Source organism: Mycobacterium paraense (genome assembly GCF_002101815.1).
Lineage (GTDB): Bacteria > Actinomycetota > Actinomycetes > Mycobacteriales > Mycobacteriaceae > Mycobacterium > Mycobacterium paraense.
Window position 1 is genome coordinate 38,000 of record NZ_LQPM01000049.1, and the last position, 20,744, is coordinate 58,743.

14 protein-coding genes are annotated in these 20,744 nt (G+C 68.1%); 7 read left to right on the plus strand and 7 right to left on the minus strand.

The genetic code is table 11. The features are described from left to right. The first annotated feature begins 190 nt into the window (after positions 1–190). Both AWB89_RS25565 and AWB89_RS25570 read left to right on the plus strand, forming a co-directional pair. Positions 191–2,401 (plus strand): acyltransferase family protein, encoded by a 2,211-nt coding sequence (locus tag AWB89_RS25565; RefSeq protein WP_085177474.1) that lies wholly within the window; start codon positions 191–193, stop codon positions 2,399–2,401. Positions 2,402–2,529: 128 nt separating this feature from the next. Further along, positions 2,530–3,591 carry an NAD-dependent epimerase/dehydratase family protein gene (locus AWB89_RS25570; protein WP_085177476.1) on the plus strand — a complete coding sequence of 354 codons (1,062 nt, stop codon included), beginning with the start codon at positions 2,530–2,532 and terminating at the stop codon, positions 3,589–3,591. 108 nt (positions 3,592–3,699) lie between these two features. Here AWB89_RS25570 and AWB89_RS25575 read toward each other — a convergent pair whose 3' ends face one another. Next, the gene (locus AWB89_RS25575) at positions 3,700–4,434 is read right to left on the minus strand and encodes a hypothetical protein (RefSeq protein WP_085177478.1); all 735 of its coding nucleotides are present in this window, start codon (positions 4,432–4,434) and stop codon (positions 3,700–3,702) included. Next, positions 4,431–4,772, minus strand: coding sequence for a hypothetical protein (locus AWB89_RS25580; protein ID WP_241520607.1), 342 nt, complete (start codon positions 4,770–4,772; stop codon positions 4,431–4,433). Before AWB89_RS25580 ends, AWB89_RS25575 begins: the two co-directional genes overlap by 4 nt. A gap of 455 nt (positions 4,773–5,227) precedes the next feature. On the opposite strand from AWB89_RS25580, the gene AWB89_RS25585 reads away from it, so the two are divergent. Continuing rightward, entirely contained in the window at positions 5,228–6,190 is a 963-nt protein-coding gene (locus AWB89_RS25585; protein ID WP_085177481.1) for a sulfotransferase, read from the plus strand. A gap of 267 nt (positions 6,191–6,457) precedes the next feature. After that, positions 6,458–8,647 carry an acyltransferase family protein gene (locus AWB89_RS25590; protein ID WP_085177483.1) on the plus strand — a complete coding sequence of 730 codons (2,190 nt, stop codon included), beginning with the start codon at positions 6,458–6,460 and terminating at the stop codon, positions 8,645–8,647. Between the two features lie 5 nt (positions 8,648–8,652). On the opposite strand, the gene AWB89_RS25595 is transcribed toward AWB89_RS25590, so the two are convergent. Next, a complete protein-coding gene (locus AWB89_RS25595; protein WP_085177485.1) occupies positions 8,653–9,921 on the minus strand; it encodes a glycosyltransferase in 1,269 nt (422 codons plus the stop codon). Positions 9,922–10,102: 181 nt separating this feature from the next. Here AWB89_RS25595 and AWB89_RS25600 point away from each other — a divergent pair, with 181 nt between their 5' ends. Beyond that, a complete protein-coding gene (locus tag AWB89_RS25600; protein ID WP_085094637.1) occupies positions 10,103–12,310 on the plus strand; it encodes an acyltransferase family protein in 2,208 nt (735 codons plus the stop codon). A gap of 6 nt (positions 12,311–12,316) precedes the next feature. On the opposite strand, the gene AWB89_RS25605 is transcribed toward AWB89_RS25600, so the two are convergent. Both AWB89_RS25605 and AWB89_RS25610 read right to left on the minus strand, forming a co-directional pair. Beyond that, positions 12,317–13,312 (minus strand): NAD-dependent epimerase/dehydratase family protein, encoded by a 996-nt coding sequence (locus tag AWB89_RS25605; RefSeq protein WP_085177487.1) that lies wholly within the window; start codon positions 13,310–13,312, stop codon positions 12,317–12,319. 49 nt (positions 13,313–13,361) lie between these two features. Next, positions 13,362–14,744, minus strand: a complete 1,383-nt coding sequence (locus AWB89_RS25610; RefSeq protein WP_085177489.1) for a nucleotide sugar dehydrogenase — start codon at positions 14,742–14,744, stop codon at positions 13,362–13,364. Between the two features lie 182 nt (positions 14,745–14,926). Between AWB89_RS25610 and AWB89_RS25615 the strand changes: the two genes are divergently transcribed. Further along, positions 14,927–15,721, plus strand: a complete 795-nt coding sequence (locus AWB89_RS25615) for an alpha/beta fold hydrolase (protein WP_085177491.1) — start codon at positions 14,927–14,929, stop codon at positions 15,719–15,721. 18 nt (positions 15,722–15,739) lie between these two features. On the opposite strand, the gene AWB89_RS25620 is transcribed toward AWB89_RS25615, so the two are convergent. After that, complete coding sequence (locus AWB89_RS25620) at positions 15,740–16,741, minus strand: Gfo/Idh/MocA family protein (RefSeq protein WP_085096515.1); 1,002 nt, start codon at positions 16,739–16,741, stop codon at positions 15,740–15,742. Positions 16,742–16,876: 135 nt separating this feature from the next. Here AWB89_RS25620 and AWB89_RS25625 point away from each other — a divergent pair, with 135 nt between their 5' ends. Continuing rightward, complete coding sequence (locus AWB89_RS25625) at positions 16,877–18,517, plus strand: GMC oxidoreductase (protein ID WP_085177493.1); 1,641 nt, start codon at positions 16,877–16,879, stop codon at positions 18,515–18,517. Between the two features lie 10 nt (positions 18,518–18,527). Here the strand turns inward: AWB89_RS25625 and AWB89_RS25630 are convergent, their stop codons facing one another. Further along, a complete protein-coding gene (locus AWB89_RS25630) occupies positions 18,528–20,711 on the minus strand; it encodes an acyltransferase family protein (RefSeq protein WP_372515208.1) in 2,184 nt (727 codons plus the stop codon). Between the last annotated feature and the right edge of the window lie 33 nt (positions 20,712–20,744).

Sequence of the window (20,744 nt, forward strand, 5' to 3'; positions counted from 1 at the left end):
TTCCGACCTCAAACGGGACAACCTTCGGGCCGCCTTCCGTCAGCTCTTGGCAGCCCACGGAGCGCGGGGCTCCCGAGCCGAAGACGATGAACAATGATTCGCAAACATACCGAATGCGTTCAACACGTGTGTGATACTTCCCCGGACCGGGGGAACACGTCCTCATTCTTCTTCTTTCTAGGTTGCTTCCTTGCTCCACGCCGACCGCGTTAGCCCAGTCGACGGACCGCTGCGTCAGCGCTCAGTAGCCTCGGGCTTTCGTCCCGACATCGAAGGCCTGCGCGCCGTCGCGGTCGTGGCTGTCGTCCTCTTTCATGCCGGCCTGCCCGGCGTGGGTGGCGGGTACGTCGGCGTGGACGTGTTCTTCGTCATCTCGGGCTTCCTGATCACCGGGCTTCTCTGGCGCGAGGTGAGCTCCGCCGGCACGGTGAAGTTGAGCCGCTTCTACGGCGCACGGGCCCGCAGGCTGCTGCCGGCCTCGGCCGTGGTGGGCGTGATCACCGCGATCGGCTCCGCCGCGCTGTTGCCGCCGCTGCAGGCGCGCGGCGTGCTCGAGGACGGCATCTACAGCGCGCTGTATGTCAGCAACAACCACTTCGCGCACGAGGGCTTGAGCTACTTCTCCCCGGCGCAACCGCCGTCGCCGTTTCAGCACTATTGGTCGCTCGGTGTAGAGGAGCAGTTCTACCTGGTGTGGCCGGCGTTGATCATCGGCACGACGTGGCTCATCCGGCTCGTGCGCCGGCGCAGCAAGGGCGGAGCCCCTTCCAAGCAAGCCCCGTATCTGGTGGTCCTCGCCCTGGTCGCGGCCGTCTCCTTCACGCTGTCGCTGGCCGCCACTTTCGTGGCGCCCTCGGTGGCGTTCTTCTCGCTGCCCACCCGGGCGTGGCAGCTGGCGGCGGGCGGCCTGGTAGCCCTCATGGCCGGCCAGTTGCGCCGCCTGCCGGCGCGCGCTGCCACCATCCTGGGGTGGGCGGGTCTGGCCGTGATCCTGCTGGCCTGCAGCCTGCTGGGCCCGGGCACCCTCTATCCCGGCACCGCGGCGCTGCTGCCGGTGCTGGGTGCGGTGCTGGTGATCGGCGCCGGCTGCGCCACTCCCGCCGGGGGATGCGGGCGCCTGCTGGCGACGACGCCGCTGCGCAGCATCGGACGGATTTCCTACTCGTTGTACCTGTGGCACTGGCCGGTGCTGCTGCTCGCGGCACCCCTGCTGGGACACCGGCTGGGGCTGGCCGAGAGGCTGGCGACGGTCCTCATCTCCGGCGGACTGGCCGTGCTCACGCTGCGTTTTATCGAGGATCCCTTCCGATTCGCCGCCCCGATACGCCGGTCCTCCCTCGCCAGCCTCGCGCTGGGCGCCGCCGCGACCGCGGTCGCGGTCTGCGTGGGCGTGGTGCTGGTGGACCGGGTGCCCAACCCGGTCGGTGGCGGCGCGCCGGCCGCGCGGTTGACCATCATCGCGTCGCCTCCCCCGGCGGCCGCGGGCATCGACGCCTACGACGCGGCGGTGCGCGACACGTTTGCGCAGGCGCACGCCGCGGTGATGGCGGCCGCGAACCTCAAGGCCGTGCCGTCGAACCTCGAACCGCAGCTTGCCGACGCGGCGGCCGAATACCGAGCCGAGTTCTACAACGGCTGCCAGCGCAACCTGTTGGGCGTCGGACAACCCGGGTGCGTGATGGGAGACACCACGTCGACGACGACCGTTGCCCTGCTGGGTGACTCGCATGCCACGATGTGGTCCCCGGCGTTCCAGCAGGTCGCCGAGCAGCGGCACTGGCGGCTGGAGACCCTGACCAAGGGGGCGTGCCCGCCGATGAGCTTGCCCGTCAACGGCTTCGTCGGGCGCATGGTCGACTACGTTCAACGCTGCGAGCAGTGGCGCGGCGCGATGATGGACCGGCTGCGCACCGAGCACCCCCGGCTGGTCGTGGTCAGCATGTCCCGCGGCTACGGCGGCCTGGACTACCTGCCCAAGCCGTACAACCGCGCATGGTCCGACGGGCTGACCCGCCTGGTGCAGCAGCTGCGCGGGATGGGCACGCAGGTGCTGGTGCTGGGGCCGGTTCCGAATCCCTACGAGTCGGTGCCGATCTGCCTGTCCGACCACCTTACCGATGCGACGGCCTGCTCCTCGCCGCGGTCGAAGGCGCTGAACCGGGCCGGCATCGCGGACGAGTCCGCCGCCACCAAAGCCGGCGGCGGACACTACGAAAACCTTGCCGAGCTGTTCTGCACCGCCGACCGGTGCCCGGCCGTGGTGGGCAACACCATGGTGTACTTCGACGATCACCTGACGAGCCAGTACGCGCGGGAGCTCGCACCCGCGATGGGCGCGCTGGCCGACCGCACGCTCGCCAGCGCCCGGCCGCTGGCCGACCACACGCCGACCGGGGGTTGAGCCAGTTGTCTTCCCGTCGATACGGCCGATCAGCAGGTGGGGTCTCGGTATGATCACCCGGACCGCACCCCTGGCAACGCGTGCCGGTCACCGAATTTCCGGCACCGAGTAACCGGAGGCGTCGTCCGTTGTCAACACGCGTTCTCATCACCGGCGGGGCGGGCTTCATCGGGTCTGCGCTCACGCGCCGTCTCCTCGACGCCGGTTACGACGTCGCCGTCATGGACGTCTTGCACCCGCAGGTGCATGGCGACCGGGCGGCGATCGACCTGCCGCCGTCGGCGCGGTTCTTCACCGGCGATGTCACCCACGCCCCCGACTGCGATGCCGTGCTCCGGCTGTTCCGTCCGTCCCAGATCGTCCATTTGGCGGCCGAGACGGGAACGGCGCAGTCGCTGTCCGAGGCGACGCGCCACGGTTCGGTGAACGTGGTGGGCACGACCCAGCTGCTGGACGCCTTGAGCCGCTCGGGACACACGCCCGACCAACTGGTGCTGGCGTCGTCACGGGCCGTCTACGGCGAGGGCGCCTGGCAATCCGGCTCCCAGATCTTCTACCCGCAGCCCAGAAGCCACGCCCAGCTGCTGGCCGGCATTTGGGATCCCCAGGGGCCCACGGACGATCCGGTGGTCCCGCTGGCGAGTTCAGCGGCCCGAACGGAACCGCGGCCCACCAACATCTACGCCGCGACCAAACTCGCCCAGGAGCACATCCTGGCCGCCTGGACCGCCGCCCACGACACCAATCTGAGCATGCTGCGGCTGCAGAACGTCTACGGGCCGGGCCAGTCGCTGACCAATTCGTACACCGGGATCGTCGCTCTATTTGCGCGATTAGCGCGCCAGGGGCAAGCGCTGGAGGTCTACGAGGACGGACGGATCCTGCGCGACTTCGTCTACATCGACGACATCGTCGAGGCGCTGTTCGCCGCGATCGAGAAGCCGGCGAACGGGTCGCGCTGCCTCGACATCGGGTCGGGGATCCCGACCACCATCCACCAGCTGGCCGACCAGATCGCCGCCATCTGCGGCGCCCCGCAACCGAACGTCGTCGGGAAGTTCCGCGACGGTGACGTGCGCGCCGCACGGTGTGACATCGACCCGGCGAAGAATGAGCTGGACTGGCGCCCCAAGTGGACCCTCGAGGACGGGCTGCCCGCGCTGCTCGACTGGATCGGCGAGCAGGCGTAAGTACCCACTTGAAAGTGTCGACATCGCCGACCGGCTAGAACGCTTGCGGTGCGCGCAATCCCCAACCAGGTCGGCGGTCGTGCGCCCGACAAATTCCTGATCTGGGCGTCAGATCCGGGCTCGTGTGGCCTTGAGGAGGTCGCGCCAGGGGTCCAATTTGCGTTGCCATGAGCGGGCTGTGGCGATGGCGAATACGGTTGTTGCCGCACACATGGCGAGTCGGCCCCAGTCGTACCAGGCGGTGAGGTGCAGCCATGGGAGTGCCCAACCGACCATGCCGCCGGCGCCGAAGCCGACTCCGATCAGCCATGCCCGGGCCACCGGGCGCGAGCGGGGGTCTCGTCGCAGCCTGAGCGCGACCCAGGCGTTGAGGGCTCCTAAGTAGAGCAGCAGCAACCAAACGACCGCGAAGTACGCCTCGATCCAGTGGTGGTCGTGCGGGATCTGGAACATGTCGGGCGTGGGGTCATGGGAAGCGCTCGTACGGGTGAACAGCGCGACCATGGCGCCGACGGCCAGGGTGAAAGGCCAGTGCAAGAGGGGGATGATCCGGTCGCGCATCGACGGCATGCGCATCAGACCGGCAAGCGTGCTCGACGCCAGCGCCGCGGGCGCCATGATGTGACCGAGTAGGTCATCCACGTGGTAGCGACCGGTGACCAGGAACAGTGCTCGGCCAATCACAGGATCGGCGGCTGGGGCAATGAGCACTAACGAGATTGCGAGCATCAGGCTCGCACCGGTTGTCGGCGCTTCCCACTGCATACGCCAGGTGCCGCGGCGCACCCATTGTGCCCAGCCGACGACACCCAAGGCGACGAGGTAGAAAGCGAGAGCGATCATAAGCCCGGCGCATCTAGGTCGATGCTGGCCCCGCGTCTGGTCTGGGTCTTTTCCTTCGTCCCCACGAGAGGCCTGGACGAGATCTCCTCGACATACTCGACCGCCGAGCCCGCGGCGATCAGGCCGTAACGAACGAGCAGATCAACCTCGTTAAGGCCCAGGTTACGTGCGGCCCTGATCAGATTGTCCGCGCAGATCAACCTGGCGTCCTGGCGCTGCTCGTAATAGGTCGTGCGACTCATCTCCAGGGCCTCGCAAAGCTCCTTCGTGGAGAGCCGCCTACCGACCAGGTACGACAGCACGGTGTCGAGTTGCTTCGGGCCGTCACGGGTCGCCATGGCCCGATGGTACGTCCACCGGGCGGACATCTGGTCCGGTTTTCCGGATTCAGTCCAGTCCACGATTTCGAACTGATTGTCCGGAAAACCGGATTTTTTGATGCTACGGTCCCCGACATGTCGGGGTCAATGAGCCGGAAATCCGGACAAGTCGCACGTACGGCGACCAGGTCAGGTTCGCGTGGGAGGTCAAGGCTACAAATGCATTTGAACGTGAACACGGCGCCGGCGCGTCGTCGGCACGGCGGGGCCCCCGCCATAAGCGTGCCAGGGCGCCAAGGCCGGTGCGCCCTACTCCTCATGGCCCCATCCGGTGACGCTTCTGCGCGTCTCTACCCCCGTGGCCCGCTTGCCCCTTCCCGGGGTACCGCCGAGCGGTTCCCACATAGGGGGTGGCGCCGCCAATTGGCGCCGGCTGCGCCAGGCGGACTGAACGATGCGAAGGGAAAACGCAGATGCCCATAAAGCAGGAGCTCGTCGATCCGCTTAAAGGCAGAAGGCGGATTCTCGTTACCGGTGCGCCCCGAACGGGCACGACCTGGGTCGGCCGAATGATTGCCCTTGCACCCGATATGGGTTACATCCACGAGCCGTTCACTCCAGAAAACGGCGACTTGTGCGGCTTCGCCGATCCTCTCAAAGTAAAGTTTCAGTACATAACGGACAAGAATTCTGGCAGGTTCGAGAAATACCTCGAGGATCTGCTTGAATTTAAATACCCGGTGAGAACAAATCTTGTTCACTCCAAAAGTGCACGAGAAGCGGCGCGCGTTTTGTTGGCTTTCGCAAATCTTTCCACACACCGGTTGCGAAAACACACGGCCGTCATGAAAGATCCGCTCGCAGTGTTTTCCGCCCCCTGGCTGGCCCACCACTTCGATATGAATGTCGTGGTGATGATCAGGCACCCTGTCGCGTTCTGCTCTAGCCTCAAAGTATTGAACTGGAAGTTCGACTTCAACAACTTCGTGAGGCAACCAGAGCTTATGCGAGAAACTCGATTGCGGGATTTCGCATCGGATATCCGCTATTATGCCGAGAACGAACAAGATATCATCCTTCAAGGCGCCCTTTTATGGAACTGCATCTACACGGTGATAAATCAGTACCGCATGCGCTATCCAGGGTGGCTCTTCCTTAAACACGAAGAATTATCTATGGATCCCGTGGAAAGTTTTCGAAAAGTCTACGCCGAGCTGGGACTCGAATTCCTACCGAACGTCCGAACCGCAATTGAGGAGGGCTCGGGCGAGCAGAACCCATCCCAGCCGGTGACCGGGGATGAATTTAGCCTTAAACGCAACAGCAAAGCGAACATATTAAACTGGAAGACTCGACTCAGCGACCGCGAAATTCTCACCATCAAAGAACGGACAAGTGACGTGTCGAGGTTGTTCTACTCAGATCTCGGCTGGTGAGAGTCACCTCAGCTCCCTGTTCTGCACCATCGACCGCAGCCCGGCCATTGTCGGGAAAACCCCTCCTAGCTGGATGCACCGAATGGGGACGCTGCTTGCCGCGGGAGGCCGGGACTGTCCGGCCCGCTTCGAAAATTCACACCGCCGGCAGCGGTCATCGCACACTTATCGGCACCGCGGTTTCGAATAGTGCCCAAGTCGGGCGGGCGTGTTGAACGCGTGTGTGATAATTCCTCGGTTCGAAGAACGAGTCCTCGTTCCAGGTAGGTGACCTTGCGCCAGTCCGACAGCGTTCGCCCTGCCGAAGAAACGCGGGCCCGGCGCCCGGCGCAGTCGCGGTTCCGCCCCGACATCGAGGGCTTGCGCGCGGTCGCGGTGCTGGCGGTGGTGCTCTTTCACGCCGACGTGCCCGGGATGGACGGCGGGTTCGTCGGAGTCGACGTATTTTTCGTCATCTCCGGCTTCCTGATCACCGGGCTGCTGTGGCGGGAGGTGAGCAGCGCCGGCACCGTCCGGCTGGGCAACTTCTACGGGGCCCGGGCCCGCCGACTCCTCCCAGCATCGGCCACCGTCGGCGTCATCACCCTGATCGGCTCGGCCATCCTGCTCCCCCCGCTGCAGGCCCGCAGCGTCATCTTCGACGGCATCGCCAGCGCCCTGTACGTCAGCAACTATTGGTTCATTCAGCAAGGCGTCGACTACTTCGGCGGCATGATGCCGCCGTCGCCGTTCCAGCACTACTGGTCGCTCGGTGTGGAGGAACAGTTCTACCTGATCTGGCCGCCGCTCATCATCGGGACGGCGTGGCTCGTGCGGCGTGCACGCCGGCGCGCCCAGCCCGCGACCGGCTCCTCGCAACGCCCCTATCTCGTCGTGCTGGCGCTGGTCGCGGCCGCGTCATTCGCGCTGTCGTTCGAGGTCACCCAGGTGGCACCGCCGATCGCGTTCTTTTCGCTGCCCACCCGGGCCTGGCAATTGGCCGCCGGGGGGCTGGTCGCCCTGACGGCCGGGCAGTGGCAGCGGCTGCCGGCACGAGCCGCCGCGCTGACCGGCTGGGCCGGGTTGGTGGCGATCCTTGTTGCGAGCAACCAGCTCAGTCCGGCCACCCTGTATCCGGGTAGCGCCGCGCTGTTGCCGACGGTCGGCGCGATGTTGGTGATCGGCGCCGGCTGTGCGACACCGTCGCAGGGGTGCGGCCGAGTGTTGGGCTTGGCGCCGATGCGCGCGATCGGCCGGATCTCCTATTCGTGGTATCTGTGGCACTGGCCGGTGCTGCTGCTCGCACCGGCGCTATTGGGTCACCCGTTGGGGCTGGTCGCCCGGCTGACGGCGGCGATCATCTCCGGAGCGCTGGCCGTGCTGACGCTGCGGTTCATCGAGAATCCGCTGCGGTTCGCCGATCCCGTGCGCCGCTCGGCGCGGGTCAGTCTCGCCCTCGGTGGGGCCGCCACCGCGGTAGCGGTCTGTGTGGGCGTGGCGCTGTTGGCGTGGGTGCCCACCCCGGTCGGCCACGGCGGACCGGCCGCCCCACTCAGCATCAGCGCGGCGCCTGCGCCCGCGGGCTCCGGCATCGCGGCCTACGACGCAGCGGTACAGCAGGCGTTCGCGCAGGCGCACGCCGCGGTGGCGGCATCGGCCGACCTCAAAGCCGTACCGTCGAACCTCGAACCCTCCCTGGCCGACGCCGCGGCCCAACACGGGGTCCTGTTCCGTGACGGCTGCATGCGCAATTTCTTCCAAGACGGACAGCCCGAGTGCGCCGCGGGCGACACCGCCTCGACCACGACGGTCGCCCTCGTCGGCGACTCCACCGCCGCGATGTGGAACCCGGCCCTACGGCAGATCGCCACCCAGCGGCACTGGCGGCTGGAGATGCTCTCCAAGGCGGGTTGCCCGCTGCTGGACCTGCGCATCGTCAGCCCCACCCTGCACCGGGACTACACGGAGTGCACGCGGTGGCGCGGGCAGATCGTCGACCGGTTGGGCAGCGAACACCCGCGGCTGATCCTGCTCGACGTAATGCGCCGATACGGTGCCCGCTACGGATTGCCGTCGGGTTTCACGTCCTACGACTCGGCGTGGAACAACAGTCTTTTCCGGCTGGTGCGGGAGCTGCGCGGCACCGGCGCCCAGGTGCTGGTGCTCGGGCCCATCCCGGACCCACAGTCATACGTACCGATCTGCCTGTCCGGCCACCTCGATGACGCCACGGCCTGCTCGCCGACCCGATCGACCGCGGTGAACGAACCCGGCATCGCCGCCGAATCCGCCGCCACCGCGGCCGGCGGCGGGCAATACGCCGACCTCACCGACCTGTTCTGCACCGCCAACCGCTGCCCGGTGATCGTCGGCAACACCCTGGTCTATCTCGACCAGAGCCACCTGACCTTCGAATACTCCCGGCTGTTGGCGCCGGCGATCGCGGCGCTCGCGGACCGCACCCTCGCCCACAATTGAGGCGATCAGCCCACTCGCTTGAGGCGCGCGAAGTTCTCCACGAGGTCCGCGGCGATCGCGACGCTCTCGGCGGGTTTGGTCATCCGGGCGGCGAGGTCGCGGGCGTGGGTGAGACATTCCGGGGCGAGGATGGTGCGGAGATCCGCGACCAACGATTTCTCGGTGGTCGCCGAAAAGCGCCGCCCGGTACCGACTTTGAGCCGTTTGACCCGGGCCCCCCAGAGTCCCTGATCGGGCAGCGTCCAGAGGATCAACGTCGGCAGTCCCGCGCGCAGTCCCGCGTTGGTGGTACCCGAGCCGCCGTGGTGCACGAACGCGCGGCAGGCGGGCAACGCCGCCGCATAGTTCATCACGCCCACCACCTTGACGTGTTCGGAGTGCGGGACGTCGCTGTAGTCCGACCCGGCGGCGCACACCAGCGCGCGCTCGCCCAGCTGCGCGCACGCCGAGCTGATCATCGCGAGCGTGTCGGCGGCGGATTCGACGCCCACGCTGCCGAATCCGAAGCAGATCGGGGGCGTGCCCGCCGCGATCCACGCCGCGACCTCCTCGTCGGCCGCCGTCGGCAACTCCATCGTCAGCGCGCCGACGAACGGCCGCCGGCCGCCCCATTTCGCCCATTCGGCCGCCAGCCCGGGGTAGCACACCTCGTCGTAGGCCTGGATTTCCAGCGATCCGCGTTCGGAGATGCGATGCGGCCAGGGGTTCGTCGCCTCCGGCAGACCGAATTCGCGGCGCTGCGCGTCCTCGAGCTTCTTGCCTCCGCGCCAGGCCAGCCAGTCGAGCGCGCGTGTCGCGGAGCGGGCGAATGGCGCCGGCAGATACGGCAGCAGCTGACCGTTGGCCCGCAGCGGGAAGATGTGCAGGGTGGCGAGCGGGATGTCGCAATACTCCGCGACGTTGAGCGCGTCGTCCTCGAAATTCATGCCGGTCAACAGCAGGTCGGACCCCTCCGCCAGGGACGTCAGCGTCCCGGCGACCTCGGGCCGGCATTGGGAAAGCGGCGCCGAATATTCGCCCGACAACCTGCCCAGCTCCCGGATCTTCCAAGGGTTGGCGAACAGACCCGCCCAGAAATCGCGATGCGGGTCCAGGATGGCTTTCAACTCCGGCCCGTAGGCGACCGCCGTGGGCCCGGCCGCCTCGGTGAAGCCGACCATTTCGGGCGCGACGGCCATGTGCACGTCGTGCCCGCGGCGCACCAGTTCGCGACCGACGGTGACGTAGGGTTCCACCTCGCCGCGCGTCCCCCAGTTCGCCAGCACAAATTTCATCGGCGAGTTCCTAGCCTTCCCGTGCGCATTCTGGGGAATGGAAGCGGCAGCTCGCGTCCCCGGCTCAGCCGCCCAGCAGCATAACCGGGCATCGGGGATGTTGAACCCGATTCGGCCGAGCGGCATTGAACGTGTGTGTGATAATGCCTCGATTCGATGAAACGCCTCCTCAGACAAGTGGGTGACCGTGGTCCAGGCCGAAAGCGTTAGCCCTGCCGGGGTAGCGCAAGGTCGGGGATCGGCGCACAAGGAATTCCGCCCGGACATCGAGGGCCTGCGCGCCGTGACGCTCGTGGCGATCCTGCTCTTTCACGCCGACGTGCCGGGCGCCAGCGGTGGGTTCGTCGGCCCGGACATCTTCTTCATCATTTCGGGTTTCGTCATCACCGGGCAGCTGTGGCGCGAGGTGAACAACACCGGCACCCTCGGGCTGCGCAAGTTCTACGCGGCGCGGGTCCGCCGCCTGCTGCCGGTGGCTGCCCTCATCGGCAGCGTGACCGTGATCGCCTCGGCCGTCTTGCTGTCGCCCCTGCAGGCCAAAAGCGTCACGGAGGACGGCATCGCCTGCGCCTTGTATGTCGGCAACTACTGGTTCATTCACGAAAACGTCGACTACTTCGGCGGCCACCAGCCACCGTCGCCCTTCCAGCACTACTGGACCCTGGGCGTCGAGGAGCAGTTCTACCTGGTGTGGCCGCTGCTGATCATCGGCACGTGGTGGGTGATCCGCCGTGCCCGCCGGCGTACCGGCGCCACTACTACTACTACTTCAGCGAAGTCGCCGAAGCGCTCCTTCCTGATCGTCTTCGGGTTGGTCGCGGTCCTGTCGTTCGCGCTATCGCTGCTGACCACTTACCTGGTGCCGCCGGCGGCGTACTTTTCGCTGCCCACCCGGGCCTGGGATTTGGCCGTGGGCGGGATGCTGGCGCTGACGGCCGGCCAGTGGCGCCGGCTTCCGGCGCGGGCGGCCGCGATCACCGGCTGGGCGGGGCTGGCCCTGATCGTGTTGGTCTGCAACCAGCTGACCCCGGCCACGCCGTATCCGGGCACCGCGGCGATCTGGCCGCTGCTGGGCACCGTCCTGGTGATCGGCGCCGGCTGCGCCACGCCGACGCAGGGGGCGGGCCGCATCCTGGCGGTCAAGCCGATGCGCGAGATGGGCCGGCTGTCCTATTCGTGGTATCTGTGGCACTGGCCGGTGCTGGTCCTCGCGGTACCCCTGCTGGGCCACCAGCTGGGGCTGGCCGGCAGGCTGGTGGCGGTCCTCCTCTCCGGCGGCCTCGGGATGCTCACGCTGCGCTACGTCGAAAGCCCGCTGCGATACGCCGGCGCCCTGCGCAAGTCTCCACTGGCCAGCTTCGCAGTCGGCGCCGCCGCCACCGCGGTCGCCGTCGGCGTGGGCGTGGCGATGCTGGCGTGGATCCCGATCCCGGTCGGCCGCGGCGCCCCGGGCGCGCCGTTGACGATCAACGTGGCGCCGGTCCCCGCGGGTGCCGGCATCGACGCGTACGACGCGGCGGTGCAGCAAGCGTTCGCGCAGGCGCAGGCCGCGGTCGCGGCGTCGGCCGACCTGAAGGCCGTGCCGTCGAACCTGCAGCCGCCGGTTGCCGAAGCGACGGCCGGCCAGAACGCGATGTGGTCCAGCGGCTGCTTTCGCGGGGCCAACCAAGGCGGCCAGCCCGAGTGCGCGACGGGCGATACCGCCTCGAGCACGACGGTGGCCCTGGTCGGCGACTCGCACGCCGCGATGTGGAACCCGGCGTTTCAACAGATCGCCGCGCAACGGCACTGGCGGCTGGAGATGATGGCCAAGGCGGGCTGCCCGCTGCTCGACGTGCCCATCGCGAAACACCTCGATGGCCTGATCGAGCGCTTCATGCACTGCGACGAGTGGCGCGCCTTGATCCTGGCCCGGCTCCGCGCCGAGCACCCGCGGCTCGTCATGGTGAGCATGTCGCGGGAGCGCAGCGAGGGCAGCTGGCAGGCGGGCTACACGCCCTACGACCCGGCGTGGATCGCCAGCCTGAGCCGCTTGGTGCAGCAGCTGCGCAGCACCGGCGCCACGGTGCTGGTGCTGGGGCCGGTCCCCGACCCGGCCACGGCGGTACCGGACTGCCTGTCCGGGCACCTCGACGACGCGACGGCCTGCGCGCCGCCGCGGTCGACCGCGGTCAGCGACGCCGGCATCGCGGCCGAGACCGCCGCCACCAAGGCCAGCGGCGGGCAGTACGCGGACCTCACCGAGCTGTTCTGCACCACGACCCGCTGCCCCGTCATCGTCGGCAACGCCATGGTTTACCTCGACTGGAACCACATCACGGCCGATTACTCCCGGCAGTTGGCACCGGCGATGGGAGCGCTCGCCGACCGCGCGCTCGCCCGCGGCTAGCGCGCCCTAATCCCCCGCGGGTCCTTTCAGGTACCAGGGGTTGGCTCGCGCCCAATCGATGGTGCGGCGAATCCCCTCCTCGACGTCGACCTTCAGGCGCCAGCCCAGCTCGCGTTGCGCCTTCGTCGAGTCCGGGATGCGGCGAGGGATGTCCTCGTAGCGACCCCCGTAGCGCTCCGCCGTGTCGACGACTTCGGCCTCGGACACCGAATCGACGTTGGCGATCTTGATCGCCAGTTCGATGGCGTCGCGCATGGTCGTCTCGGTCATGCTGCCGATGTTGAAAGCCTCGCCGATCGCCGCGTCGCTGTCGGCCGCCAGCAGGGTGCCGGCGATGGCGTCGTCGACGTAGGTGAAGCACCGGGTTTGGTCACCCGAGTCGTAGAGCAACGGCCGCAGCCCGTTGAGGATGCGGTGCACGGTCTGCGAAATCACGAAGATCGGGTTCTGCCGCGGGCCGTAGACGTTGAAGTAGCGAACGACCGTCACCGGCAGTCCGTAGGCGGTGTGCATCGCGAACACCAGATGCTCGGCCATGGCCTTGCTGGTGCTGTAGCTCCACCGCGCCGTTTTGGTCGAACCGAGCACGCGGTCGTCGTCCTCGGCCCACGGCGGGTTGGGGTTCTTGCCGAACACCTCGGACGTGCTGGCGAACACCACGCGGGTGCCGTGCCGCTGGCTCAGCTCCAGGACGTTGCGGGTGCCGGTCACGTTGACGTCGAGAACCTGCAGCGGATCCTTCATGTAGTTCTTGACGCCGACAACCGCGGCCAGGTGGAAGACCTTGTCGACGCCGGGGGTGAGGGCCTGTTCGAGGGCGCTCAGATCGGTGACGTCGCCTTGCACGAACCGGAAGTTGGGGTGCCGGTCGAAGTCGATGCTGGTGTCGCGGGTGTTCTTTGCCTGGTCGAAAACCGTCACCGAGTCGCCACGCCCCAGCAGTGCGGAGACCAAATGCGACCCGATCAAGCCGTAGCCGCCCGTTACGACGACATGAGACATATTCGCTCTTTCAGTTCTGTGTACGGGTTTACCTTCGCCTGCAGTATGGCTACCGGCCGATGCCCTTGTACACGAAACCGGCGGCGCGCACGGCCGCTGGGTCGAAGCTGTTGCGACCGTCGAGGAACACGCACCCCGACGCCGTCAGATCCGCGAGCCGGGCCAGCGGAATCTGGTGGAATTCTCGGTGACCGGCGAGGACCACCAGCGCGTCGGCATCCTTGACCGCGGACTCGATGTCGGGGGTCAGTGGGATCGTTGTCACCGTGGGCGCCTCCTCGTCGGGCACCCAGGGGTCATGGATGGACAGCTCGCAGCCGGACTGTTCGAGTAACTCGACGACGTACTTGGTGGGCGTGAGCCGGCAATCACCGGTGTTGTTCTTAAACGCGATGCCCAACACCGCGATCTTGCTGGACTCGATGACCTTGTCCTGTTCGGCGAGCAGCTGCGTGAGCAGCCCATAGGTGTAGGCGGGCATGGTGTCGTTGACCGTGCGCGACGTGCGCGGGATGCCCAGCTCCAACCCCAGCGACTCTCCGAGATGGTTGACGAACCAGGGATCCTTGGTCAGGCAGTACCCTCCCACGCCCATGCTCGGCCGCAAGATGTTCACCTTGTGCGTGCCCTTGGGCATCGAGTTGGCCGCGTCGATGACCTGCAGCCCGTCCATGTTCAGCCGGTCGCACACCTTGGCCAGCTCATTGGCCATCGCGATGTTGAGATCGATCCACAGATTGTCGGCGAGCTTGACCATCTCGGCCGTGCGCGGATCGTCCACGACGATGGATTCCACACCCAGGGCGTGTCGCCACAGCGTCGAGCAGGCCCGCGCGGTGACCTCATCGACCGCGCCCACCACCACCGGGATGGACGTCAGCTCGCTGATGGCCTGGCCCTCGGCGAGCCGCTCCGGGCAAAACGCCAACCCGAAGTCCACCCCGGCCCGCAGCCCCGAGGCCTCCTCCAGGATCGGCAGCACCAGGTTTTCGGTGGTGTCGGGCGGCACGGTGCTCTTGAGGATGACGAGATGACCGCGGTGCAGGTGCTCCCCCACCGCCCGCGCCGCCGCCTTGATGTCATCGACGATGGGCTCGTAATCCGGACCCAGTGGCGTGCCGACGGTGACGATGACGAAGTCGTTGTGCGCCAGGGCGCCGAAATCGGTCGTGGCGCGCAGGCGGCCGACTCGCACGTTGTTGGCCACCATCTCGCCCAGCCCCGGTTCGGGAACGCTGGTCTTGCCCGAGTTGATCTCCTCGACGACGTTCTGCCGCACGTCGATTCCGGTCACCGGCCAGCCGCGATCGGCCAGCACCGCACCGATCACCGTGCCGATGTAGCCGAAGCCCACCACCGCGATCCCCGACCGCATGCCACGGACCAGTAGATCGGTCTCAGCGTCGCTGCGCCCGAACACACCTTCAGCCATCCGGAACCTTGCCCTTCGGTCCCCCGTGCGCGTTGTGGAATGGTGGGGGCCTCCCGCCCCCGGCTAACTCGTCCGGCAGTCTATCCAACACCAGTGCAATAGACCAGAAGTTTGGGAACACCGTGGCTGATGACCGCTCGGTAGGCCGGAAAGGTCGCAGGACGGCTGATAGGGTCGCCCGCATGGACCTGTTCGTGCGCGAATCCGGTCCGGTCGGGGCACCCGCGATCGTCTTCCTGCACGGCGCGTATACCAGCGGTTGGTTCTGGGAGCCGGTGGTCGAACGGATGCAGCAATACCACTGCCTGGTCCCCGATCTGCCCCACTACGGCAAGAGCTTTGAACACGGCCCCTTCGAGATGGGACGGGCCGCCGCCGCGGTGGCGGACCTCATTCGCTCCCGGGTGGAGACCGGGCGGGCACACGTAGTGGGCCTGTCGCTCGGCGCTCAGGTCGGGGTGCAGTTGCTGGCGACCGAGCCCAAACTCGTCGACCGGGCGGTGCTGTGCGGGGCCGCCATCAACAGGGTGCCGTTCGTGCCGTTGACGCGGCGCCTGCTGTCGCTGCCCGCCCGGAACTCGATGTACCGCGCGATGGTGCGGCGCTACCGGACCGCCTGGCAGGGCAAGGTTCCCCCCGCCCATGTCGACGACTATCGCGAGGACGTGCGCCTCATCACCAGCGGACAGCTCGCCGACGTCATCATGGCGTCCTCGGGGTTCACGCTGCCCGAGAACCTCGGCCAATCGGATTCACCCACGTTGTTCCTGACCGGCGGCAAGGAGCTGCCGGTCGCGCGCCGCTGGGCCGCGGCCCTCGCACAGCAGATGCCCAACGGTGTCGACCGGGTCGCGACCGGCATGCCGCACGATTGGGCCACGCGCTACCCGGACCTGTTCGCGCGCACCGTCGACGCGTGGTTCACCGATGGCGCGCTGCCGCCCGAGATCGCGCCGCCGAGGTCGGCCCGTCGCTGATCGGAGCCGGTCGGCGACTCAGCCCGGCTGGCGCAGCGGGAGGCCGGCCGCCCGGTAGATCGCGTCGATGACGGTCATGTTCTCGATCGCGCCTTCGGACGTCGTCTTCACCGGCTCCCCGCGCAGCACCGCCCCGGCGAAAGCGTCGAGCTGATACGCGTAGGTGGTGCGCCGGGGGAAGCGCTCCACCCGCTTGGAATCGGCCGAGCGGATCGACAGCCGGGGCAACAGGTGCGGCGCCGCCGGGCTGAAGTAGCTCAGCTGGCCGCGATCCCCGATGATCTTGGCGTTCGCCCAAAACAGGTTCGACGACCACAGCGCGCAGTGCAGCCGGCCGGTGTGCCCCTCGGCGAACCGCATCTCCGCCGTCATGACCCGGTCGACCTGAGGGCCGTCCAGCTTCGCTTTCGCCGAGACGACCTCGGGCGTCGAACCGCCGAACGTCCGGAGCATGTCGACCGTGTAGACGCCGGCATCCATCACCGCGCCCCCGGCCAGGGAGTAGTCGTAGACGTTGGCGTTGGAGCGCTTCGGCAGCAACACGCAGACGGCGACCTCCACCCGCTCCAACGTGCCCAGCTCCCCCGACGCGATGATCTGCTCGACCCGCGCGGTCAGCGGGTGGTAGCGGTACTGGAGCGCCTCCATCACGACCCGGTCGGACTTGTCGGCGAGTTCGGCGATCTCGCGGGCCTCGGCGGCATTGGCGGTGAACGGCTTTTCGCACAGCACGTGCTTCCCCGCGTCGAGCGTGGCGCGGGTCCACCGGCCGTGCACGCTCGTCGGCAGCAGGTTGTAGACGGCGTCCAGGTCCGGATCGGCGACGAGCGCCTCGTAGCTGTCGTGCGCGCGGGCGATGCCGTGTTTGGCGGCAAAGTCCCGAGCGCGGGAGGCGTCGCGTGAGGCCACCGCGGCGACGACGACCTCGGAGTTCTCCTTGGCCGGGGTGAGAAACGTCGTCGGCGCCCAACGCGAAGCGCCGAGGATGCCGATCCGTACCGGGGCGCCGCCTGCAGACATGGGGGCGATGCTAACAGCCGCCGCCGCTGGCCACCGCAACATTTTTGAACGGGTCGGACGGCGGCAAGGCGGTGCTAGGATCGCGATTCGCCCCGACCGGGCAAAGCGTTGGACACCATCCGCCGAGGAGCTCGATTGGCTGACCGCGAGTTGAGCGCGCGCGAGGCCGAACGCGTGGTGTGGGACGCGATCGTCGTGGGCACCGGCATGGGCGGCGGGATGCTGGGCTACTCGCTGGCCCGCTCGGGCCGGCGGGTGCTGTTCGTCGAAAAGGGCCGCTCGACACTGCCCGGCACGGCCGGCACGATCCGCGCGGCCATCCCCGAACTGGCCGAACCGAAGGCCGCCCGTTCCGCTGAGGCCTACTACGACGCCCTGGCCCGGGCCGGGCGCTGCACGGACGAGATCGAAGACATCAGCGGGCGCTCCCCCAAGCGGTTCACGCCGTTCATCGGCAGCGGCACCGGCGGCTCGTCGGCGCTGTACGGCATGGTCTGCGAACGATTCTTCGCCCGAGACTTCACGCCGCGGCAGAACTTCCGCGACCCCGGTGACTCCACCGTGCCCGAGGCCTGGCCGATCACCTACGACGAGCTGAGTCCCTGGTACGCCGAAGCCGAAAAACTTCTCAACGTGCGCGGCGCGCCCGATCCGCTGCGCCCCGAGGCCGCCGCCGTCGGTTTGCCCGCGGCCCCGCCGTTTTCACTCGACAACCAGCCGCTGGTCAACTACCTGACCGGCCGCGGGCTGCACCCCTACCACCTGCCGATGGCCTGCGATTACACCGAGGGGTGTGTCACCTGCCAGACCTATCTGTGCGAGCGGTCGTGCAAGAACGACGCCGCCCGCAATGGCGTGCTGCCCGCCATTGCCGAGCATGGCGCCGGCCTGCTGACCGAATGCCGGGTCGTCCATCTGGAGGCGGACCGGACCCGGGTGCAGCGGGTGATCGCCCAGTATCGCTCCGACATGCTGGCGTTGCAGGGCAACGTGGTGGTGCTGGCCGCCGGCGCGCTGGCCACCCCGGTGCTGTTGCTCAACTCCCGGTCCGGGCAGTGGCCGCGCGGACTGGCCAACGGCTCGGACTGGGTGGGCCGCAACCTGATGCGCCACCTGCTGGAGCCGATCGAGGTCTGGCCAAACCCCCAACGCAGGACCGCGGCCGCCAACAAGGAGATCGGGCTCAACGACTTCTATTTCGTCGAGGGGCAGAAATACGGCACCGTGCAGTCGTTCGGCGAGATACCGCCCCTGGAGTGGCTGGCCAACCGCCCCGGCTGGCGGGGGAAGGCGCTGCGCGCGACGAACCCCGCGGGACGCGGGTTGTATCGGCGGTTCGTCACCGGCGGACTGGTGCTGGCCGGAATCATGGAGGACCTGCCGTATCTGGACAACCGCGTCCTGCCCAGCGATCGGCCCGGCGCGGACGATCGCCAGCGGCTGCGACTGCGGTACCGGCTACACCCGAGCGAGGTCGAGCGCCGCGCGGCGTTCGTGCGGCGGCTGAAGGAGGTCCTGCAGCCGTTTCGCCACCTCACCCTGGGCAACGGCAAAGACAACACCAACCTGGGCCACGTCTGCGGCACCTGCCGCTTCGGCGACGATCCCAGGACCAGCGTGCTGGACCCGCAGAACCGTGCGCACGAAGTGGACAACCTCTACGTGGTGGACACGTCGTTCTTCCCGTCCAGCGCCGGTTTGAACCCCAGCCTGACGGTCGCGGCCAACGCCCTGCGAGTGGCCGCCCACGTCAACCAGGCGCACTTCGCCACCTGACCGTCCGAGGTCAGCCGCCGGCCAGCGCGCGGTCGGTCAGCGCCCCGATCGCCGGCGCCAACACCCGCGAGTATTCCAACGTGATGTGTCGCCAGTCGCGGTAAACCAGGGTGTTGCCGACGATGACCGGGCAGCGGGCCTTGGTGCAGAACAGCTCCGTGAGGTCGGCGTATTGTCCGCCGCCGGCCCTGGTGGCGGCCGACTCGCCCGCGATGCCGGGCTGGTTGATCGCCGCCGACGTGGGCGGCGAGCAGGCCGTCGCGTCATCGAGGTGGCCGGACAGGCAGATCGGCACCTCGGACTGCGGATCCGGGATCGGCCCGAGCACCAGCACCTTGGTGCCGGTGCCGCGCAGCTGCTGCACGAGACGGGTCAGGCTGTCGAGCCAGGCCCGGCCGTACGCGTCGACTCCCAATAGCCGTTCGCCGTCGGCGGTGTAGCCCCGCCACATGCTCAGCACCACCAGCCGAGGGTGCTCGGCACGCAACCGGGCCATGATCTGCTCGCGCCATTGCTGGCAGTGTGAATATCGTTCGGCCAGGTGGTGCAGAGGGACGCTGCTGGGCAGGTCCATCAACGGGCAGGCCCCCTTGGCCAGCGTCTCCAGCCGCCAGTGCCGCTGGCCGGCGATCTCCTGCAGCGCAGGGTTCCACATCGCCGCGTTCGAGTCGCCGGCGAGGGCGATCGTCGTCGTCGAGGCGGTATCGCCGGATGCACACTCGGGCTGTCCGACTTCGGCGATGTTGCGCAGGCAACCGTTGAACAACAAGTCGCCGGACCGCGCGAGCGGCGGGCTCAGGTTCGACGGGACGAATTTGAGGTCGGCCGACGCCGCGACGGCGGCCTGCACCTGCCCGAACGCCTGCCGCACGGCCGCGTCGTAGGCCTCGATGCCCGAGCCCGCCGGGACGGGCGCCGCCGTGACGGTCAGCGTCGCAGCCGCCGGGCCACGCCCGACGGGGGTCGGCACATGTTCCAGCAGCACCAGGCCCACGCATACCGCAACCGCGGTGGCGGCACCGCCCAGCGCGAGGCTGGCCCAGGCGGACCGGCGTATCGGCGCGGCGAATCGCAGGGGGTTCTCGATGAAGCGAAGGGTGAGCACCGCCAACGCGCCGGAGAGCAGCGCCGCCGCCAACCTGGCCGCCAGCCCCAGGGAGTGGCCCAGCAACGCCGGCGCGAGGACCAGCACCGGCCAGTGCCACAGGTACCACGAGTACGAAATCCGGCCGATCGCCCGCATCGGCGACGTCCCCAGGACGCGGCCGGACCCCTGCGACGCGGCGGCACAGCCGGTGCCGATCACGAGCGCCGCGCCCAGCGCGGGCAACAGCGCGGCGATACCGGGATACGGCGTGCTCGGACCCAACCAGGTGCAGGCCATCAGGATCAGGGCCAGCCCCGCCCATCCGGTCGGCACGGCGGCTCGCGGCGCCAGCCGGCGCCATTGATCGGCGGTGAGGGCGACCATGCCACCGACCGCCAATTGCCAGGCCCGCGTCGGCAGCGAATAGAACGCCACGGACGGCAGCCACAGGGTGTCCACCAGCGACAGCGCGAACGACGCCACCGCGACCAGCGCGAGCACGACCAGGTACGGACGTTGCGAGGCGGTGGCACGGATCCTGGTGCGCCGACCCACGCGTCGGAGGAGCCACGCCGTGCCGATGATCAGCGCCGGCCACACCAGGTAGAACTGCTCCTCGACGCCCAGCGACCAATAGTGCTGGAACGGTGACGGCGGCAGGTGGCCGCCGAAGTAGTTGACGCTTCCGTTGATGAACCAGTAGTTGCTGACATACAGCGCGCTGGCGATGCCGTCGCGAAGGACGCTGCCGACTTGCAAGGGCGGCAGGAGGAGAAAAGCCGCGACGGCGGTGATGACGCCCACCGTGGCCGACGCCGGCAGCAGTCGGCGGGCCCGTGCCCCGTAGAAGCGGCCCAGCCGGACCTTGCCGCTGCCGTTCGCCTCGCGCCACAGCAACCCCGTGATGAGGAAGCCCGAAATGACGAAGAACACGTCGACGCCCACAAACCCGCCACCGATGCCTGGCATCCCCGCGTGGAACAGGACCACGGCCAGCACCGCCACGGCGCGCAAGCCCTCGATGTCGGGGCGAAATCGCGCTTGCGCGGGGGGCCGACTCGGCGTCTCCTCGGTCGGGCTGACGCTGTCGGACTGTTGAGAGGTCACCAAGCGAGGATTATCACACGCGTGTTCAACAGA

What these genes read in the sequence shown, in the direction of transcription:
- AWB89_RS25575 (WP_085177478.1), bottom strand. Translation starts at nt 4,434, where the DNA reads ATGATCGCTCTCGCTTTCTACCTCGTCGCCTTGGGTGTCGTCGGCTGG.
- AWB89_RS25595 (WP_085177485.1), bottom strand. Translation starts at nt 9,921, where the DNA reads ATGAAATTTGTGCTGGCGAACTGGGGGACGCGCGGCGAGGTGGAACCC.
- AWB89_RS25620 (WP_085096515.1), bottom strand. Translation starts at nt 16,741, where the DNA reads ATGTCTGCAGGCGGCGCCCCGGTACGGATCGGCATCCTCGGCGCTTCG.
- AWB89_RS25585 (WP_085177481.1), top strand. Translation starts at nt 5,228, where the DNA reads ATGCCCATAAAGCAGGAGCTCGTCGATCCGCTTAAAGGCAGAAGGCGG.
- AWB89_RS25610 (WP_085177489.1), bottom strand. Translation starts at nt 14,744, where the DNA reads ATGGCTGAAGGTGTGTTCGGGCGCAGCGACGCTGAGACCGATCTACTG.
- AWB89_RS25615 (WP_085177491.1), top strand. Translation starts at nt 14,927, where the DNA reads ATGGACCTGTTCGTGCGCGAATCCGGTCCGGTCGGGGCACCCGCGATC.
- AWB89_RS25605 (WP_085177487.1), bottom strand. Translation starts at nt 13,312, where the DNA reads ATGTCTCATGTCGTCGTAACGGGCGGCTACGGCTTGATCGGGTCGCAT.
- AWB89_RS25580 (WP_241520607.1), bottom strand. Translation starts at nt 4,772, where the DNA reads ATGGCGACCCGTGACGGCCCGAAGCAACTCGACACCGTGCTGTCGTAC.